Source organism: Pseudomonas putida (genome assembly GCF_002741075.1).
In the GTDB taxonomy this organism is placed as follows: Bacteria; Pseudomonadota; Gammaproteobacteria; order Pseudomonadales; family Pseudomonadaceae; genus Aquipseudomonas; species Aquipseudomonas putida_T.
Window position 1 is genome coordinate 4,074,142 of the sequence record NZ_CP016634.1, and the last position, 15,710, is coordinate 4,089,851.

Annotated in this window: 13 protein-coding genes; 9 read left to right on the forward strand and 4 right to left on the reverse strand. The window is 62.3% G+C overall.

Annotated features, from left to right (window positions below; translation table 11 throughout):
• Nucleotides 1–14: 14 nt before the first annotated feature.
• From gatA to IEC33019_RS19080, 5 genes are all read left to right on the forward strand, one after another.
• Nucleotides 15–1,466, forward strand: a complete 1,452-nt coding sequence (gene gatA, locus IEC33019_RS19060) for an Asp-tRNA(Asn)/Glu-tRNA(Gln) amidotransferase subunit GatA (RefSeq protein ID WP_070093019.1) — start codon at nt 15–17, stop codon at nt 1,464–1,466.
• 11 nt (nt 1,467–1,477) lie between these two features.
• Nucleotides 1,478–2,923: an Asp-tRNA(Asn)/Glu-tRNA(Gln) amidotransferase subunit GatB gene (gene gatB / locus IEC33019_RS19065; RefSeq protein ID WP_070093020.1), complete on the forward strand. Its 1,446-nt coding sequence runs from the start codon at nt 1,478–1,480 to the stop codon at nt 2,921–2,923.
• A 139-nt stretch (nt 2,924–3,062) separates the two neighbouring features.
• On the forward strand, nt 3,063–3,437 hold the full coding sequence (locus IEC33019_RS19070) for a septal ring lytic transglycosylase RlpA family protein (protein WP_070093021.1): 375 nt from the start codon (nt 3,063–3,065) through the stop codon (nt 3,435–3,437).
• Between the two features lie 79 nt (nt 3,438–3,516).
• On the forward strand, nt 3,517–4,542 hold the full coding sequence (locus IEC33019_RS19075; protein ID WP_070093022.1) for a calcium/sodium antiporter: 1,026 nt from the start codon (nt 3,517–3,519) through the stop codon (nt 4,540–4,542).
• Between the two features lie 17 nt (nt 4,543–4,559).
• Nucleotides 4,560–4,934, forward strand: a complete 375-nt coding sequence (locus IEC33019_RS19080) for a carboxymuconolactone decarboxylase family protein (RefSeq protein WP_070093023.1) — start codon at nt 4,560–4,562, stop codon at nt 4,932–4,934.
• 117 nt (nt 4,935–5,051) lie between these two features.
• Here IEC33019_RS19080 and IEC33019_RS19085 read toward each other — a convergent pair whose 3' ends face one another.
• The 4 genes from IEC33019_RS19085 to IEC33019_RS19100 form a co-directional block, all read right to left on the reverse strand.
• The gene (locus IEC33019_RS19085; RefSeq protein WP_070093024.1) at nt 5,052–6,410 is read right to left on the reverse strand and encodes an amino acid permease; all 1,359 of its coding nucleotides are present in this window, start codon (nt 6,408–6,410) and stop codon (nt 5,052–5,054) included.
• A 54-nt stretch (nt 6,411–6,464) separates the two neighbouring features.
• Nucleotides 6,465–7,406: an AEC family transporter gene (locus IEC33019_RS19090; RefSeq protein WP_070093025.1), complete on the reverse strand. Its 942-nt coding sequence runs from the start codon at nt 7,404–7,406 to the stop codon at nt 6,465–6,467.
• Between the two features lie 278 nt (nt 7,407–7,684).
• Entirely contained in the window at nt 7,685–8,245 is a 561-nt protein-coding gene (locus IEC33019_RS19095; RefSeq protein WP_070093026.1) for a response regulator transcription factor, read from the reverse strand.
• Nucleotides 8,242–9,501: an ATP-binding protein gene (locus tag IEC33019_RS19100; RefSeq protein ID WP_070093027.1), complete on the reverse strand. Its 1,260-nt coding sequence runs from the start codon at nt 9,499–9,501 to the stop codon at nt 8,242–8,244. The genes IEC33019_RS19095 and IEC33019_RS19100 overlap by 4 nt, the downstream gene beginning before the upstream one ends.
• A gap of 198 nt (nt 9,502–9,699) precedes the next feature.
• On the opposite strand from IEC33019_RS19100, the gene IEC33019_RS19105 reads away from it, so the two are divergent.
• The 4 genes from IEC33019_RS19105 to IEC33019_RS19120 all read left to right on the forward strand — a co-directional run bounded on the left by IEC33019_RS19105 (nt 9,700) and on the right by IEC33019_RS19120 (nt 15,679).
• The gene (locus tag IEC33019_RS19105) at nt 9,700–10,416 is read left to right on the forward strand and encodes an SIMPL domain-containing protein (RefSeq protein ID WP_070093028.1); all 717 of its coding nucleotides are present in this window, start codon (nt 9,700–9,702) and stop codon (nt 10,414–10,416) included.
• Between the two features lie 340 nt (nt 10,417–10,756).
• Nucleotides 10,757–12,382, forward strand: a complete 1,626-nt coding sequence (locus tag IEC33019_RS19110) for an ABC transporter substrate-binding protein (RefSeq protein WP_070093029.1) — start codon at nt 10,757–10,759, stop codon at nt 12,380–12,382.
• Between the two features lie 163 nt (nt 12,383–12,545).
• Complete coding sequence (locus IEC33019_RS19115) at nt 12,546–14,138, forward strand: ABC transporter substrate-binding protein (RefSeq protein WP_099593844.1); 1,593 nt, start codon at nt 12,546–12,548, stop codon at nt 14,136–14,138.
• A gap of 161 nt (nt 14,139–14,299) precedes the next feature.
• Entirely contained in the window at nt 14,300–15,679 is a 1,380-nt protein-coding gene (locus IEC33019_RS19120; protein WP_070093031.1) for an OprD family porin, read from the forward strand.
• The last annotated feature ends 31 nt before the right edge of the window (nt 15,680–15,710 follow it).

A 15,710-nucleotide genomic window follows, 5' to 3' on the forward strand; every position in this document is an offset into this window, starting at 1 on the left:
GGAAAGAGCCTGCCATGCATCAATTGACCCTGGCCGAGATCACCCGTGGACTCGCCGACAAGTCGTTTTCCTCCGAAGAGCTGACCGGCGCCCTGCTGGCGCGCATCAAGCAGCTCGACCCGCAGATCAACAGTTTCATCAGCATCACCGAAGAGCAGGCCCTGCAGCAGGCCCGTGCCGCCGACGCCCGTCGCGCCGCCGGCGAGAACAGCCCCATGCTCGGCGCGCCCATCGCCCACAAGGATCTGTTCTGCACCAACGGCATCCGCACCAGCTGCGGCTCGAAGATGCTCGATAACTTCAAGGCGCCCTATGACGCCACGGTGGTCGCCAAGCTGGCCGAAGCCGGCATGGTCACCCTGGGCAAGACCAACATGGACGAGTTCGCCATGGGCTCGGCCAACGAATCCAGCCACTATGGCGCGGTCAAGAACCCCTGGAACCTCGAGCACGTGCCCGGCGGTTCGTCGGGTGGCTCCGCCGCCGCAGTCGCTGCACGCCTGCTGCCGGCCGCCACCGGCACCGACACCGGCGGTTCGATCCGCCAGCCGGCCGCACTGACCAACCTCACCGGCCTCAAGCCGACCTACGGCCGCGTCTCGCGCTGGGGCATGATCGCCTACGCCTCGAGCCTCGACCAGGGTGGCCCGATGGCACGCACCGCCGAAGACTGCGCCCTGCTGCTGCAAGGCATGGCCGGCTTCGACGCCAAGGACTCCACCAGCATCGACGAACCGGTGCCGGACTACAGCGCCAGCCTGAACGCGCCGCTCGAAGGCCTGCGCATCGGCCTGCCGAAGGAGTACTTCGGCGCCGGCCTCGATCCACGCATCGCCGACCTGATCCAGGCCAGCGTCAAGGAACTCGAAAAGCTCGGCGCAGTGATCAAGGAAATCAGCCTGCCGAACATGCAACACGCCATCCCGGCGTACTACGTGATCGCGCCGGCCGAGGCCTCCTCCAACCTGTCGCGTTTCGACGGTGTGCGCTTCGGCTACCGCTGCGAGGAGCCCAAGGACCTCACCGACCTGTACAAGCGCTCCCGTGGCGAAGGCTTCGGCATCGAAGTGCAACGACGCATCATGGTCGGTACCTACGCCCTGTCGGCTGGCTACTATGACGCCTACTACGTCAAGGCGCAGCAGATCCGCCGCCTGATCAAGAACGACTTCATGGCCGCCTTCGAGCAGGTCGACCTGATCCTCGGCCCCACCACGCCAAACCCGGCTTGGAAGCTCGGCGCCAAGAGCAGCGACCCGGTCGCCGCCTACCTGGAAGACGTCTACACCATCACCGCCAACCTGGCCGGTCTGCCGGGCCTGTCGATGCCAGCAGGCTTCGTCGAAGGTCTGCCGGTCGGCGTGCAACTGCTGGCCCCGTACTTCCAGGAAGGCCGCCTGCTCAATGTCGCGCACCGTTACCAGCAAGTCACCGACTGGCACACCCGCGCCCCTAACGGCTTCTGAGGAATTCACACATGCAATGGGAAGTTGTGATCGGGCTGGAGATTCATACCCAGCTCGCCACCCAGTCGAAGATCTTCTCCGGCAGCGCCACCACCTTCGGCTCCGAGCCAAACACCCAGGCCAGCCTGGTCGATCTCGGCATGCCCGGCGTACTGCCGGTATTGAACCAGGAAGCCGTGCGCATGGCCTGCATGTTCGGCCTGGCGATCGACGCCGAGATCGGCAAGCGCAACGTGTTCGCGCGCAAGAACTACTTCTACCCGGACCTGCCCAAGGGCTACCAGATCAGCCAGATGGACCTGCCGATCGTCGGCAAGGGCCACCTGGACATCGCCCTGGAAGACGGCACCATCAAGCGCATCGGCATCACCCGTGCGCACCTGGAAGAAGACGCCGGCAAGAGCCTGCATGAGGACTTCAGCGGCTCCACCGGCATCGACCTGAACCGCGCCGGCACGCCACTGCTGGAAATCGTCTCCGAACCGGACATGCGCAGCGCCAAGGAAGCCGTGGCCTACGTCAAAGCGATCCACGCCCTGGTGCGCTACCTGGGCATCTGCGATGGCAACATGGCCGAAGGTTCGCTGCGCTGCGACTGCAACGTCTCGGTCCGCCCGAAAGGCCAGGCCGAATTCGGCACCCGCTGCGAGATCAAGAACGTCAACTCGTTCCGCTTCATCGAGCGCGCGATCAACAGCGAGATCCAGCGTCAGATCGACCTCATCGAGGACGGCGGCAAGGTCGTTCAGGAAACCCGCCTGTACGACCCGAACAAAGACGAAACGCGCTCGATGCGCAGCAAGGAAGAAGCCAACGATTACCGTTACTTCCCCGACCCGGACCTGCTGCCGGTAGTGATCGAGGACGCCTTCCTCGAAGCTACCCGTGCCAGCCTGCCGGAGCTGCCACAGCAGAAGGTCGAGCGCTTCCAGAGCCAGTACGGCCTGTCGGCCTACGACGCCAACGTGCTGGCCGCCAGCCGCGAGCAAGCTGACTACTTCGAGGACGTCGCCCGCATCGGTGGCGACGCCAAGCTTGCCGCCAACTGGGTCATGGTCGAGCTGGGCAGCTTGCTCAATAAGCTGGGCGTGGAGATCGACCAGGCGCCGGTCACCGCCGAACAGCTTGGCGGCATGCTGCTGCGCATCCGCGACAACACCATCAGCGGCAAGATCGCCAAGACCGTGTTCGAGGCCATGGCCGCCGGTGAAGGCGACGCGGACAGCATCATCGAAAGCAAAGGCCTCAAGCAGGTCACCGACACCGGCGCGATCGACAAGATGCTCGACGAGATGCTCGCCGCCAACGCCGAGCAGGTCGAACAGTACCGCGCCGCCGATGAGGCCAAGCGCGGCAAGATGTTCGGCTTCTTCGTCGGTCAGGCGATGAAGGCGTCCAAGGGCAAGGCCAACCCTGGGCAAGTGAACCAATTGCTCAAAGCCAAGCTCGAAGGATGATTCCGTTCTGGGGCTGCTAGGCAGCCCATCGCCGGCTTCGCCAGATCCCACAGGAGGCACAGCCGCTATCCTGTAGGATCTGGCGAAGACTGCGATGGGGCGCGTAGCGCCTCAACACCGCAGTCCTGGAGCTTTCGACTTGATCAAGCGTTCCCTCGGCACCTTCGCTCTCCTCTCCCTCCTGGCCGGCTGCGCCAGCCACGACATCGATTCCCGCGGTTACGACCAGACCGGCACCGCTTCCTATTACGGCTCTCGCCACCACGGCAAACGCACCGCCAGCGGCGAACCCTTCAACCAGCATGGCCTGACCGCTGCCCACCGCAGCCTGCCCTTTGGCAGCCGCGTGCTGGTGACCAACCTGACCAACAAGCGCAGCGTCGTCGTGCGTATCAACGACCGCGGCCCGCACACCCGAGGCCGACTGATCGACCTGTCACGGGCTGCAGCAGAAAAAATCGGGATGATCCGTAGCGGAACGGCGCGAGTCCGGGTACAAGGGCTGAGCGACTGACCTGACAGGAGTCTCGACCATTTTCGACCTGGCCACCCTCCCCACCTTCAGCCTCCTGCAATTAGGACTGGGCCTGGTATTGCTCATACTCGGCGCCGAACTGCTGGTACGCGCGGCCCTGCGCCTGGCCTCGCGTTTGCACGTTCGACCATTGATCATCGGCCTGAGCCTGGTGGCCTTCGGCAGTACCGCGCCGCAACTGACCGTTAGCCTGCAAGCGGCCTACCAGGGTGCCCCGGACGTGGCCCTAGGCAGCGTGGTCGGCAGCAATATCTTCAATGTGCTGGTGATTCTTGGCCTGGCCGCGCTGATCATACCGCTGCGCGTTTCCCGGCAACTGGTTCGCCTGGATATCCCGCTGATGATCGCCGCCAGCGCCCTGGTCTACCTGCTGGCGAACAATGGGCAATTGGGACGGTTCGAAGGTCTGCTGCTGTTGCTTGGACTGCTGGGCTACCTGGCCATGCTCTGGCACCAGTCACGCCACTATGCACGCACCTACCCAGCCCCGGAGGCCGTTCACAGTAGCGCACCGCGCTTCTGGAGCGGCGCGGCGCTGCAAGTGCTTTTCGGTCTGGGCCTGCTGAGCCTGGGTGGACACCTGCTGCTGGAGGCCGCGGTCGAGGTCGCCACTGACCTGGGCCTTTCCGAGCGGATCATCGGCCTGACTGTCGTCGCGGTCTGCACATCGTTACCCGAACTGGCGGCAGCACTGATCGCCGCCCTGCGAGGTGAACGAGAGATCGCCGTGGGCACGGTGATCGGCAGCAACCTGTTCAACCTGCTGGCCGTGCTGGGCCTGACTGCCCTGGTCACTCCCACACCTCTTTCCATCTCGCCCAATGCCCTGGACTTCGATTTGCCGGTGATGCTGGGCGTCGCCGCGCTGAGCCTGCCGGTGTTCTATTCCGGCTACCGAGTCACCCGCGCCGAAGGCCTGGTGTTCCTTTGCCTGTATCTGGCCTATGGCCTGCACGTAGTGGCGTTCACCACCGGCATGCCGCTGGCGGGTCGCCTGGAACAACTCATGCTCTTCTACGTAATGCCGGTGCTTGGCCTGGTGCTGTTGTACACCACGGTGCGTGCCTGGCGCCGTCAACACTAGCCCCCAAGGAGAACCAGATGGCTGATCACGAAAAATCCGGCGAGCAGATCCGTCGCCAGGTCATGGGCGATGCCTTCGTCGACCGCGCGCTGAACAACGCCACCGACTTCACCCAACCGCTGCAGGACTTCGTCAACGAACACGCCTGGGGCAGCGTCTGGGCTCGCGACGGGTTGCCGCTAAAGACCCGCAGCCTGATCACCCTGGCTGCATTGACGGCTTTGAAATGCCCTCAGGAGCTCAAAGGCCATGTACGCGGCGCGCTGAACAATGGCTGCACCGTGGAGGAAATTCGCGAAGCGCTGTTGCACTGTGCCGTTTATGCGGGAGTGCCGGCGGCGATCGATGCGTTTCGCGCGGCACAAGAAGTGATCGACAGCTACGAAGGCTGACCGGTCGTCCACCTCCAGCCGCTTCGCGGGTAACACCACTCCCACAGGTATGGCGCCGCGTTCACTGAAGGCACGATACCTGTGGAGGATTTCTCCGCGAAAAGACCGCCGACGCGCTTATTTGGCCTGGCGAGCCTTCTTCAACTTGAAGGCCACCCACAACACCGCGATCCACAGCGGGATCAGCATCACGGAAATGCGAATCGGTGGCGTCAGGTACATCACCACCAGGATCAACACGATGAACGCCAGGCACAGGTAGTTGGACAGCGGGTGCCCCAAGCTGCGGTAGAACGGTGTGACCCCCGCTGCCAGCTTGGCCTTGCGGAACTTCAGGTGGGTGATGCTGATGCTCGCCCAGTTGATCACCAATGCCGATACCGCCAGCGCCATCAGTAAGCCGAACGCCTCGCCCGGCATCAGGTAGTTGATCAGCACGCACAGCCCTGTTGCCAGCGCAGAGACACCCAGCGCGGTCAACGGCACACCACGGCGGCTGACCTTCAGCAGTTGGCGCGGCGCATCGCCCTGGCTGGCCAGGCCGAACAACATGCGGCTGTTTGCATACACGCAGCTGTTGTACACCGAGAGCGCCGCTGTCAGCACCACCACGTTGAGGATGGTCGCCACCAGATCGCTGTCCAGCTCGTGGAAGATCATCACGAACGGGCTTCCGCCCTGAACGACTTTCTGCCAGGGATAGAGCGACAACAGCACTGCCAGGGCGCCGATGTAGAAGATCAGGATGCGATAGACCACCTGGTTGGTGGCTTTCGGGATGCTTTCACGCGGGTTGTCCGCTTCCGCAGCGGTGATCCCCACCAGTTCCAGGCCACCGAAAGAGAACATGATCACCGCCAGGGCCATGATCAACCCGGTGACACCATTGGGGAAGAACCCGCCGTACTGCCACAGGTTGGCTACACTGGCATCCGGCCCACCATGGCCACTGCCCAGCAGCCACGCGCCAAAGCCGATCATGCTGACGATGGCCACCACCTTGACCAGGGCGAACCAGAACTCCAGTTCACCGTAGACCTTTACCTGGGTCAGGTTGATGGCGTTGATCACCACGAAGAAGATCGCCGCTGTGGCCCAGGTGGGGAAATCCGGCCACCAGTACTGCACGTAGATGCCCACCGCAGTGAGCTCAGCCATGCCGACCAGTACGTACACTACCCAGTAGTTCCAGCCCGATACAAAGCCTGCGAACTCGCTCCAGTACTGGTGTGCGAAGTGACTGAAGCTGCCGGCGACAGGCTCTTCGACCACCATCTCGCCCAGTTGGCGCATGATCAGGAAAGCCATCAGGCCGGCGATGGCATAGCCCAGCAGCACGGACGGGCCGGCCAACTGGATGGTCTGGGCGATTCCCAGGAAAAGCCCGGTGCCAATGGCCCCGCCCAGCGCGATGAGCTGGATATGGCGATTCTTCAGCCCGCGCTGCAACCGCTCGGGCGTGCTCTGGTCTTGCATGAAGTGTCCTCAGTTCGGGAGGCAGTGTTGTTGGTGTTGTTTGCAGTCAAGGATCTAGATCCATCCACCCCACTGCAAGATGAAAATGCCGATATTGGTGGTGATCGCAGCAAGTAGCGTAGTGATCACGATGATCGAGGCCGCCAGCTCATGATTACCATTGGCCGCCCGCGCCATCACGTAGCTGGCAGCAGCGGTCGGGCTGCCGATGTAGAGGAACAGGATGCCCAGTTCCGCCCCTCGAAAACCCCACAACCAGGCGCCCAGGGTACCGAGCAATGGCAGCCAGACGACTTTGACCAGGCTGGCATCGATGGCCAGCTTGCCGCTGTCACGCAGCGCCGCGAGGGACAAGGTGCCGCCGATGCAGATCAGCGCCAGCGGCAAGGTCATCTGCGCCAGGTAGTCGCTGGAGGTGAGCAACCAGTTGGGCAACGGAACCTGGGCGTAGGCCATCGGTGCGGCGACCAGCACGCTGATGATCAACGGGTTGCTCAGGATGCTCTTGCAGATGCTCCAGGGATCGGATTCAAGGTCTGGGCTGTACACCGCCAGAACCACCGCCGACAGCGAGTTGTACAGAAGGATCACCAACCCTGCGAGTACCGCCCCCAAGGAAATGCCGTAATCGCCGTAGAGGCTGGCCGCCAAGGCCAAGCCAATCACACCGTTGTTGCCGCGAAAGGCGCCCTGGGTATAGATGCCGCGGTCGGCTGGCGGACAGCGCCAGATGGCCAGGCCCCAGGCCATGGCGAAGCCTGCCAGGGTGGCGACGATGAAATACACCAGAACCCCGGGTTTGACGGCCGTGGCGAGATCGGCGTGATAGATGCCCAGGAACAGCAGAGCCGGCATGCAGACGTTGAAGACCAGGGTCGAGGCGACTTTGATGAAGTTGTCGTCGATCAGACGGATGCGCTTGAGGAACACGCCCATGAACAGCATGGCGAACACCGGGGCCGTGATGTTCAGCGTCTGGATGAGGAGGGCGAGCATTGCGGGTCCTGGGAGGGTTGCCGTTAGGGGGCTAATGATACGCGAGCGGTGGGAGTTGCGGGGAATTGGCGGTGATTTAGGAAGCTTCCTGCAAGTTGGGCTTTCAGGCTGTGTGAATATCCAGGTTGGTGGGGGCGCCACCGGGGCTTTTCGCCTTTACGGCGACCTACTTTTGCTCTTGGGCAAAAATAGGCCCGCCGTAAGGGCGCAAAGGTGACTAAGCGTCACCCCAAAAACGGATAAGCCCACAAACCTCAAAACCCACAAACCACAAAGAATCACCGCCGCACAGGCCGCTTCTGCAACTTGCGCTGCAACGTCCGCCGATGCATCCCAAGCGCCCGCGCCGTCGCGGAAATGTTCCCGTCATGCTCAGCCAACACCCGCTGGATATGCTCCCACTGCAGGCGATCCACCGACATCGGGTTCTCAGGTACCAGCGAATCCAGGTCCGCATGCTCGGACAACAACGCCGCCAACACATCATCGGCGTCCGCCGGCTTGCACAAGTAGTTGCAAGCACCGCGCTTGATGGCCTCGACCGCAGTGGCAATGCTCGAGTAGCCCGTCAGGATCAACACCCGCATCTCCGGGTCCAGCTCCAGCAGCTTGGGCAGCAACGCCAACCCCGAGTCGCCGTCCATCTTCAGATCCAGGGTCGCGTAGTCAGGCACGTCCTGCTTGGCCAGCACCAACCCCTCCTCGGCAGAGGATGCGGTACTTACGCGAAATCCGCGGCGGCTCATGGCCCGCGCCATGACGCGGGTGAAGGTGGCGTCATCATCTACCAGCAACAGGTGCGGCAGCTCTTCGCCTTCGACCAGGTTTTCTTCGCTCATCGTTCATCTCCTCGCTTGCCATGGGGCAGGCGCAGCTCGGTGAGGGTGCCGCCCTGTTCATGACTATAGAGTTTCACCGAGCCGCCAGCACGGGTCACGCTGGCCTTGCTCAGGAACAGGCCCAGGCCGAAGCCTTTGCCCTTGGTGGTAAAGAAGGGTTTGCCAATCGCCTCGGCGATGGCGACGGGGACGCCAGGGCCGTGATCGCGGATCGTGATGATGATGTCCTGGGCATTCCAGTCCAAACGAACCTCCAAATCCTCGGGGCAAGCATCGGCAGCGTTGTTCAGCAGGTTCAACAGGGCCTGGGTCAGGTCCGGAGGCGGCGTCAGGCAGGGGACCTGGCCATCGCGCAGGCGCTGGAAGCGGTAGGTGGCCTCAGGGCGCATCAGGTGCCAGCGGTTGAGCGCTTCATCCAGCCAGGCGGTCACCTCCTGCTCCACCACGCTCAGTCGGCGGTTGGCTTCGGCGGCGCGGACCAGTTGCTGCAAGGTCTCCTTGCACAGCTTGACCTGGTCCTGAAGGATCTCCAGGTCTTCCTGCAATTGCGGGTCGGCGTGGTCCTGACGCATTTCGTTGAGCAGCACGCTCATGGTCGCCAAGGGGGTGCCCAGTTCGTGGGCGGCGCCGGCGGCCTGGGTGGCCACGGCGAGCAACTGCTCGTCTCGCAGGCTCTCCTCGCGGCGATCGGCACGCAGTTTCTCCTGGCGACGAAGCTCTTCGGCCATGCGTGCGGCGAAGAAGGTGATCACACCGGCGGCCAAGGCAATGCTCAGCCACATGCCGTAGACCTGCATCTTCTCCCGCGCCATGGGCAGGGTCTCGAGCGGGTAGAACTGCACCAGCAGCAGGCTATAGGCCACCAGCGCGATACCGGACAGCACCAGCGAATAGATCCACGGCAAGGTCACCGCGGCGATCGCCAGCGGCACCAGGTAATAGGAAACGAACGGGTTGGTCGAGCCGCCGGAATAATAAAGCAGAGCACTGTGGATCAGCAGGTCACAGGCCAGTTGCAGGGCATATTCGAGCTCGGTGACCGGCAGCGACAGCCGCAGCCGCAAGGCGGTGAAGGCACACAGCAACGACGACAGGGCCAAGGTCACGGCCAGCGACAGCCAGGGCAGCGGCACCAGCTCGGTCCAGTAGGCCACGCCCACGGAACCGGCCTGGGCGGCCAGGACCAGGATACGAATGAAGGTCAGACGCCAGAGGTTCTGGCGAGTAGCGGACAGCGGATGTTCGGCAGCGAGCATGAGCTCTCCTGATGAGTGCTCCAGGAAAATCGCCCGGAGTATACCGAAGCCAGACGCCCCGCTGCAGCGATGCGGCAAAGCGCCACACTTTGTCACAGGTTCATGATGGCATTTAGGAACCCACTACACTGTTCCCGGTCTGATAGGCCATGCGCGGGATGGACAACGCCCGCGCCTTCATTTGCAAAGGAGTCCTACATGCACATCCCTCGTCGTGGCACCGCGCTGATCCTGTCCTGTGGCCTGCTGGCCAGCCTGCCGGCGTTGGCGGACGATGCGCCGCGCTACAACCAGGTTTCGCTGCGCGCCGAAGTCACCAAGGAAGTGGCGCGCGACCTGATGGTCGTCACCCTGTACAGCGAAGCCCAGAACAACGACCCGGGCAAGCTGGCCAAGGAAATCACCGAGACCATGAACAAGGCCGTGCAGCAGGCACGCCAGGTCAAGGACGTGAAGATCAGCCAGGGCAGCCGCAACAGCTACCCGGTCTATGACAGCAAAGGCCAGAAGATCACCGGCTGGCGCGAACGCGCCGAGCTGCGCCTGGAAAGCGCCGATTTCCCGGCCCTGTCCAAGCTCACCGGCGAGCTGCTGCAGGATCTGAAGATGGGCGGCATGGACTTCTCCATCGCCCAAGCCACCCGCAAGAGCAACGAGGATGCCTTGCTCAAGGAAGCGGTCGACGCCTTCAAGGCACGCGCCCAACTGGTCACCGAAGCCCTCGGTGGCAAGGGCTACAAAGTGGTCAGCCTGAACCTCAACAGCAGCGGTTACCCACGCCCGTACCTGCGCAGCGCGCCGATGGCGATGAAGGCCATGGCGGCCGATGAAGCCGCCCCCGCGCCGGACATCGAAGCCGGTACCAGCGAAGTCAGCATGAACGCCGATGGCCTGATCGAAGTCCAGATGCCCTGATCGATCGCCCTGAACCGAAGCGATGGGTGCAATGCTCGTCGCTTCGATGTTGATGCGCTAACTGGAACTTACAGCCAAAAAATCCCATTCCTACAGCGCTCCAACCGCTTTCCTATTGACTTCGAGGTTTGAAAATATCTGGCAAATTGCTTTCAAAAACCACACGCAAACGTTCAACTTTTATGAAAATTATATGGATGCGACATCCATGTACGTTAGTCCCACTATTTTGACGTCAACCATCCCTCTGCCTGTTGCATTGGCAATCTACCCTGCATAAGTATCCGCAGGTCGGCTCACGAGGCCGCCTCAATCGAAAAATGACAACAATGAGGCCACCATGCTTAAACACGCAGTCATTCCGTTCCTGGTCGGCGCAGGCTTGCTCGCCGGCGCACCCTCCGCGCTTGCCGCGTCCAACCTGGTGTTCTGCTCCGAAGGCAGCCCCGCAGGCTTCGACCCAGGCCAATACACCACAGGAACCGACTTCGACGCCTCGGCCGAAACCGTCTTCAACCGCCTGACCCAGTTCGAGCGCGGCGGCACCGCCGTCATCCCAGGCCTGGCGACCAAATGGGACGTCTCCGACGACGGCAAGACCTACACCTTCCATCTACGCGAAGGCGTCAAATTCCACACAACGGACTTCTTCAAGCCGACCCGCGAGTTCAATGCCGACGACGTGTTGTTCACCTTCAATCGCATGCTCGACAAGAACCATCCGTTCCGCAAAGCCTACCCCACCGAATTCCCCTACTTCACCGACATGGGCATGGACAAGAACATCGCCCGTCTCGAGAAGATCGACGATCACACCGTGCGCTTCACCCTCAACGAAGTGGACGCCGCTTTCATCCAGAACCTGGCCATGAGCTTCGCCTCGATCCAGTCCGCCGAATATGCCGACCAGTTGCTCAAGCAAGGCAAAGCGGCCGACATCAACCAGAAGCCGATCGGCACCGGCCCATTCGTGTTCAGCAAGTACCAAAAGGACGCCCAGATCCGCTTCAAAGGCAACAAGGACTACTGGAACCCCGACGACGTGAAGATCGACAACCTGATCTTCGCCATCAGCACCGACGCCTCGGTGCGCATGCAGAAGCTCAAGAAGAACGAGTGCCAGGTCACCCTGTTCCCACGCCCGGCGGATATCGAGCCGCTGAAGAAGGATCCGAAGCTGCAGATGCCTGAACAGGCCGGCTTCAACCTCGGCTACATCGCCTACAACGTGATGGACAAGATCAAGGGCAGCAACGAAGCCAACCCGCTGTCCCAACTCAAAGTCCGCCAGGCGCTGGACATGGCGGTGAACAAGCAGCAGATCATCGAATCGGTGTACCAGGGCGCCGGCCAGCTGGCGGTCAACGCCATGCCGCCGACCCAGTGGTCCTACGACACCACCATCAAGGACGCCAAGTACGACCCGGAGAAAGCCAAGCAGCTGCTCAAGGAAGCTGGCGTCAAGGAAGGCACCGAGATCACCCTGTGGGCCATGCCCGTGCAGCGCCCGTACAACCCCAATGCCAAGCTGATGGCCGAAATGCTTCAGGCCGACTGGGCCAAGATCGGCATCAAGGCCAAGATCGTCAGCTACGAGTGGGGCGAGTACATCAAGCGTTCCAAAGGCGGCGAGCAAGGCGCCATGCTGATCGGCTGGAGCGGAGACAACGGTGACCCCGACAACTGGCTGGGCACCCTCTACGGCTGCGATGCCATGGACGGGAACAACTTCTCCAAGTGGTGCTACAAGCCCTACGACGATCTGATCAAGCAGGCCAAGGCGACTTCCGACCAGGCCAAACGCACCGAGCTGTATCAAAAGGCCCAGCACATCCTCAAAGAGCAGGTGCCGATCACGCCGATCGCCCACTCCACTGTCTACCAGCCGATGAGCGACAAGGTGAAGGGCTTCAAGATCAGCCCCTTCGCCCTGAACTCCTTCTACGGCGTCAGCGTGGAGAAATAGGGCCAGCCCCTGTGCCGTGGGCCTGAGTGCCCACGGCGACATCCCGCGCCACGAGCGCCACCCAAACACCAAGCACCCTCCCGCTGCCACCCGCAATGGGATCGGACTCCTGTTGCCGCGATTCCTACCCGGTCGCGGCACGACAGACGCAAAAGGACTAGCCATGCGCCCCGTCACCCTCTTCGGCACCTTGCTCGGCCTCGGCCTGATGACCCAGGCCCCAGACCTGCTCGCCAAGAGCCTGGTGTTCTGCTCCGAAGGCAGCCCTGCCGGCTTCGACACGGCCCAGTACACCAGCGCCACCGACAACGATGCCGCCGAACCGATCTACAACCGCCTGGTTGAATTCGAGCGAGGCGGTACCGCCGTGCACCCGGCGCTGGCGACCTTCTGGGAGATCTCCGAAGATGGCATGCGCTACACCTTCCATCTGCGCGAAGGCGTCAAGTTCCATGGCAACAAGGACTTCACGCCAAGCCGCGACTTCAATGCCGACGACGTGCTGTTCACCTTCAACCGCATGCTCGACAAGCGACACCCCTTCCGCCAGGCCTATCCCACCGAGTTCCCCTATTTCATCAGCATGGGCCTGGACAAGAACATCGCCAAGGTCGACAAGGCCGGCCCACTGACCGTGGTGTTCACCCTCAACAGCGTCGATGCCGCGTTCATCCAGAACCTGGCCATGAGCTTCGCCTCGATTCTCTCCGCCGAATACGCCGATCACCTGCTGGCCAAGGGCCGCCCCAGCGACATCAACCAGAAGCCGATCGGTACCGGCCCGTTCGTGTTCCAGCGTTACCAGAAGGACTCGCAGATCCGCTACAAGGGCAACCCGGCTTACTGGGCGCCGGAGCAGGTCAAGCTCGACAACTTGGTGTTCTCCATCAACATCGACCCGTCGGTACGCATCCAGAAACTGCGCCGCAATGAATGCCAGGTCACCCTGCACCCACGCCCGGCCGACCTGCCCGCGATCAAGGCCGACAGCAAACTGACCGTGCTGCAGAAACCGGGCTTCAACCTCGGCTACATCGCCTACAACACCCAGCATCCCCCCTTCGACCGCCTCGACGTGCGCCAGGCCATGGACATGGCCGTGAACAAGCAGGCGATCATCCAGGCCGTGTACCAAGACTCGGGCCAGCCCGCCGTCAATGCCATGCCGCCGACCCAGTGGTCCTACGACGACACCATCAAGGACGCAGGCTTCGACCCCGACAAAGCCCGCGAAATGCTCAAGGAAGCCGGCGTCAAGGAAGGTACCGAGGTCACCCTGTGGGCCATGCCCGTGCAGCGGCCCTACAACCCCAATGCCAAGCTCATGGCCGAAATGCTCCAGGCCGACTGGGCCAAGATCGGCATCAAGGCCAAGATCGTGAGCTACGAATGGGGTGAGTACCTCAAGCGCATGAAAAGCGGTGAGCATGACATCGCCCTGATCGGTTGGACCGGTGACAACGGCGACCCGGACAACTGGCTGGGCACCCTGTACAGCTGCGATGCGATCGGCAGCAACAACTATTCACTGTGGTGCGACCGTCAGTACGACACGCTGGTCAAGCAGGCCAAGCAAGTCACCGACCGCGAGCAACGCACCCGGCTTTACCAGCAAGCCCAGCAACGTCTCAAGCAACAGGTGCCGATCACCCCGGTGGCCCATTCCACGGTCAACCAGCCGATCAGCGCCAAGGTCACGGATTTTCGCGTCAGCCCCTTTGGACGCAACGACTTTTCCGGTGTGAGTGTTGATTGATTGCCAGCCTCTTCGCGGGTTGATCCGCGAAGAGGCTGGCAGCGGCAATACAACTCCCCCGAATTTGCCCGGCGATCCCGCGGCAACCCTGGCAACACCGCAGCAAAACACCCGGCCCACAAGGCCTGGGAATAACTAGAAAATAGAAAGGGAGCTTCACCTTGAGACGTACTACAACCTTTACCGCACTGGCCCTGTCGATAGGCGCATTGTCCGCCACGGCCCAGGCCGAACCCGTCAGCCAGGACTTCGTTCCGGTTACCGTCAAATCAAGCAGCGAGCAGGCCGAGGCCAAAGGCTTTCTCGAAGGCCAGAGCCTGACCGGCAGCACGCGCAACTGGTACGCCCGCGAACGCGCCACCCGCGCGCCGCTGTTCAAGTACTACAAGAGCGACGGCACCCAGCACCGGACCCACAGCCGTGACAACTGGGTGCAGGGCACCATCCTCAACTACAGCTCTGGCTTCACCGAGGGCACTGTGGGCTTCGCCGTCGAGGCCGCCGGTTACAACGCCATCGCCCTTGAACGTGGCCGCGCCGCCGTCGCCGGACCGAACAACCGCACGCTGACCCACAGCGATGGCGACGTGATCGGCCAGTGGAGCAAGATGGGCCTGGGCAACGTCAAGGCGCGTGTCTCCAACAGCACCCTTACCGTGGGCCGCCAGTCGGTGGACACGCCGATGATTTCCTACATCGGCAACCGCGCCTTGCCGTCGAGCTTCCAGGGTGCGTTTCTACACAGCGCCGAATTCGACAACCTCTCGTTCGACCTGGGGACCTTCGACCGCGTCTCCCCGCGTACCGAGCAGAGCCTGAGCAAGTTCCGCAGCGAATACGGCAATGGTGTCGAAACCGACCGTGCCAGCACTGCGGGGATCAATTACCAGCCGTTCAAGAGCCTCTCCACCAGCCTCTACACCACCAAGGTCGATGACTTCTGGAACCAGTACTACTTCGGCGCCAACCATGTGCTGGGCGACAGCGCGGTGCTGAGCCTGACCACGGGCCTGAACTACTACAAGACCGTGGATACCGGCAGCAAGAAGATGGGCGAGATCGACAACGACACCTACAGTCTGTCGTTCGGCCTCACCCATCAGGCCCACACGCTGAGCGCCTCCTGGCAGCAGGTCAACGGCAACGAGTACTTCGACTACCTGCACGAAACCAATGGCATCTATCTCGCCAACTCGCTGCTGTCGGACTTCAACGGCCCCAACGAGAAATCCCTGCAGATCTCCTACGTGCTGAACATGGCCCCGTATGGAGTGCCGGGCTTGAAGTTCAACGTCTACAACGCCCGTGGCTGGGGCATCGACGGCACTCACTACCGAGGCGATGCCTACGACGTCAAAGGCATGGACGGCGAGACCCACTACGAGTGGGGCATCGGCACCAGCTATGCCGTGCAGAGCGGGCCGCTGAAGGACACCAGCATCCGCGCCACCTACACCGCCCACCGCGCCAGCAAGGCCCAGGCCGACGGTAGCCTGGACGAGCTGCGTATCGTCACCACCATTCCATTCAACATTCTCTGATCCAAGCGTCCGGCCCGCCTCGTGCGGGCCG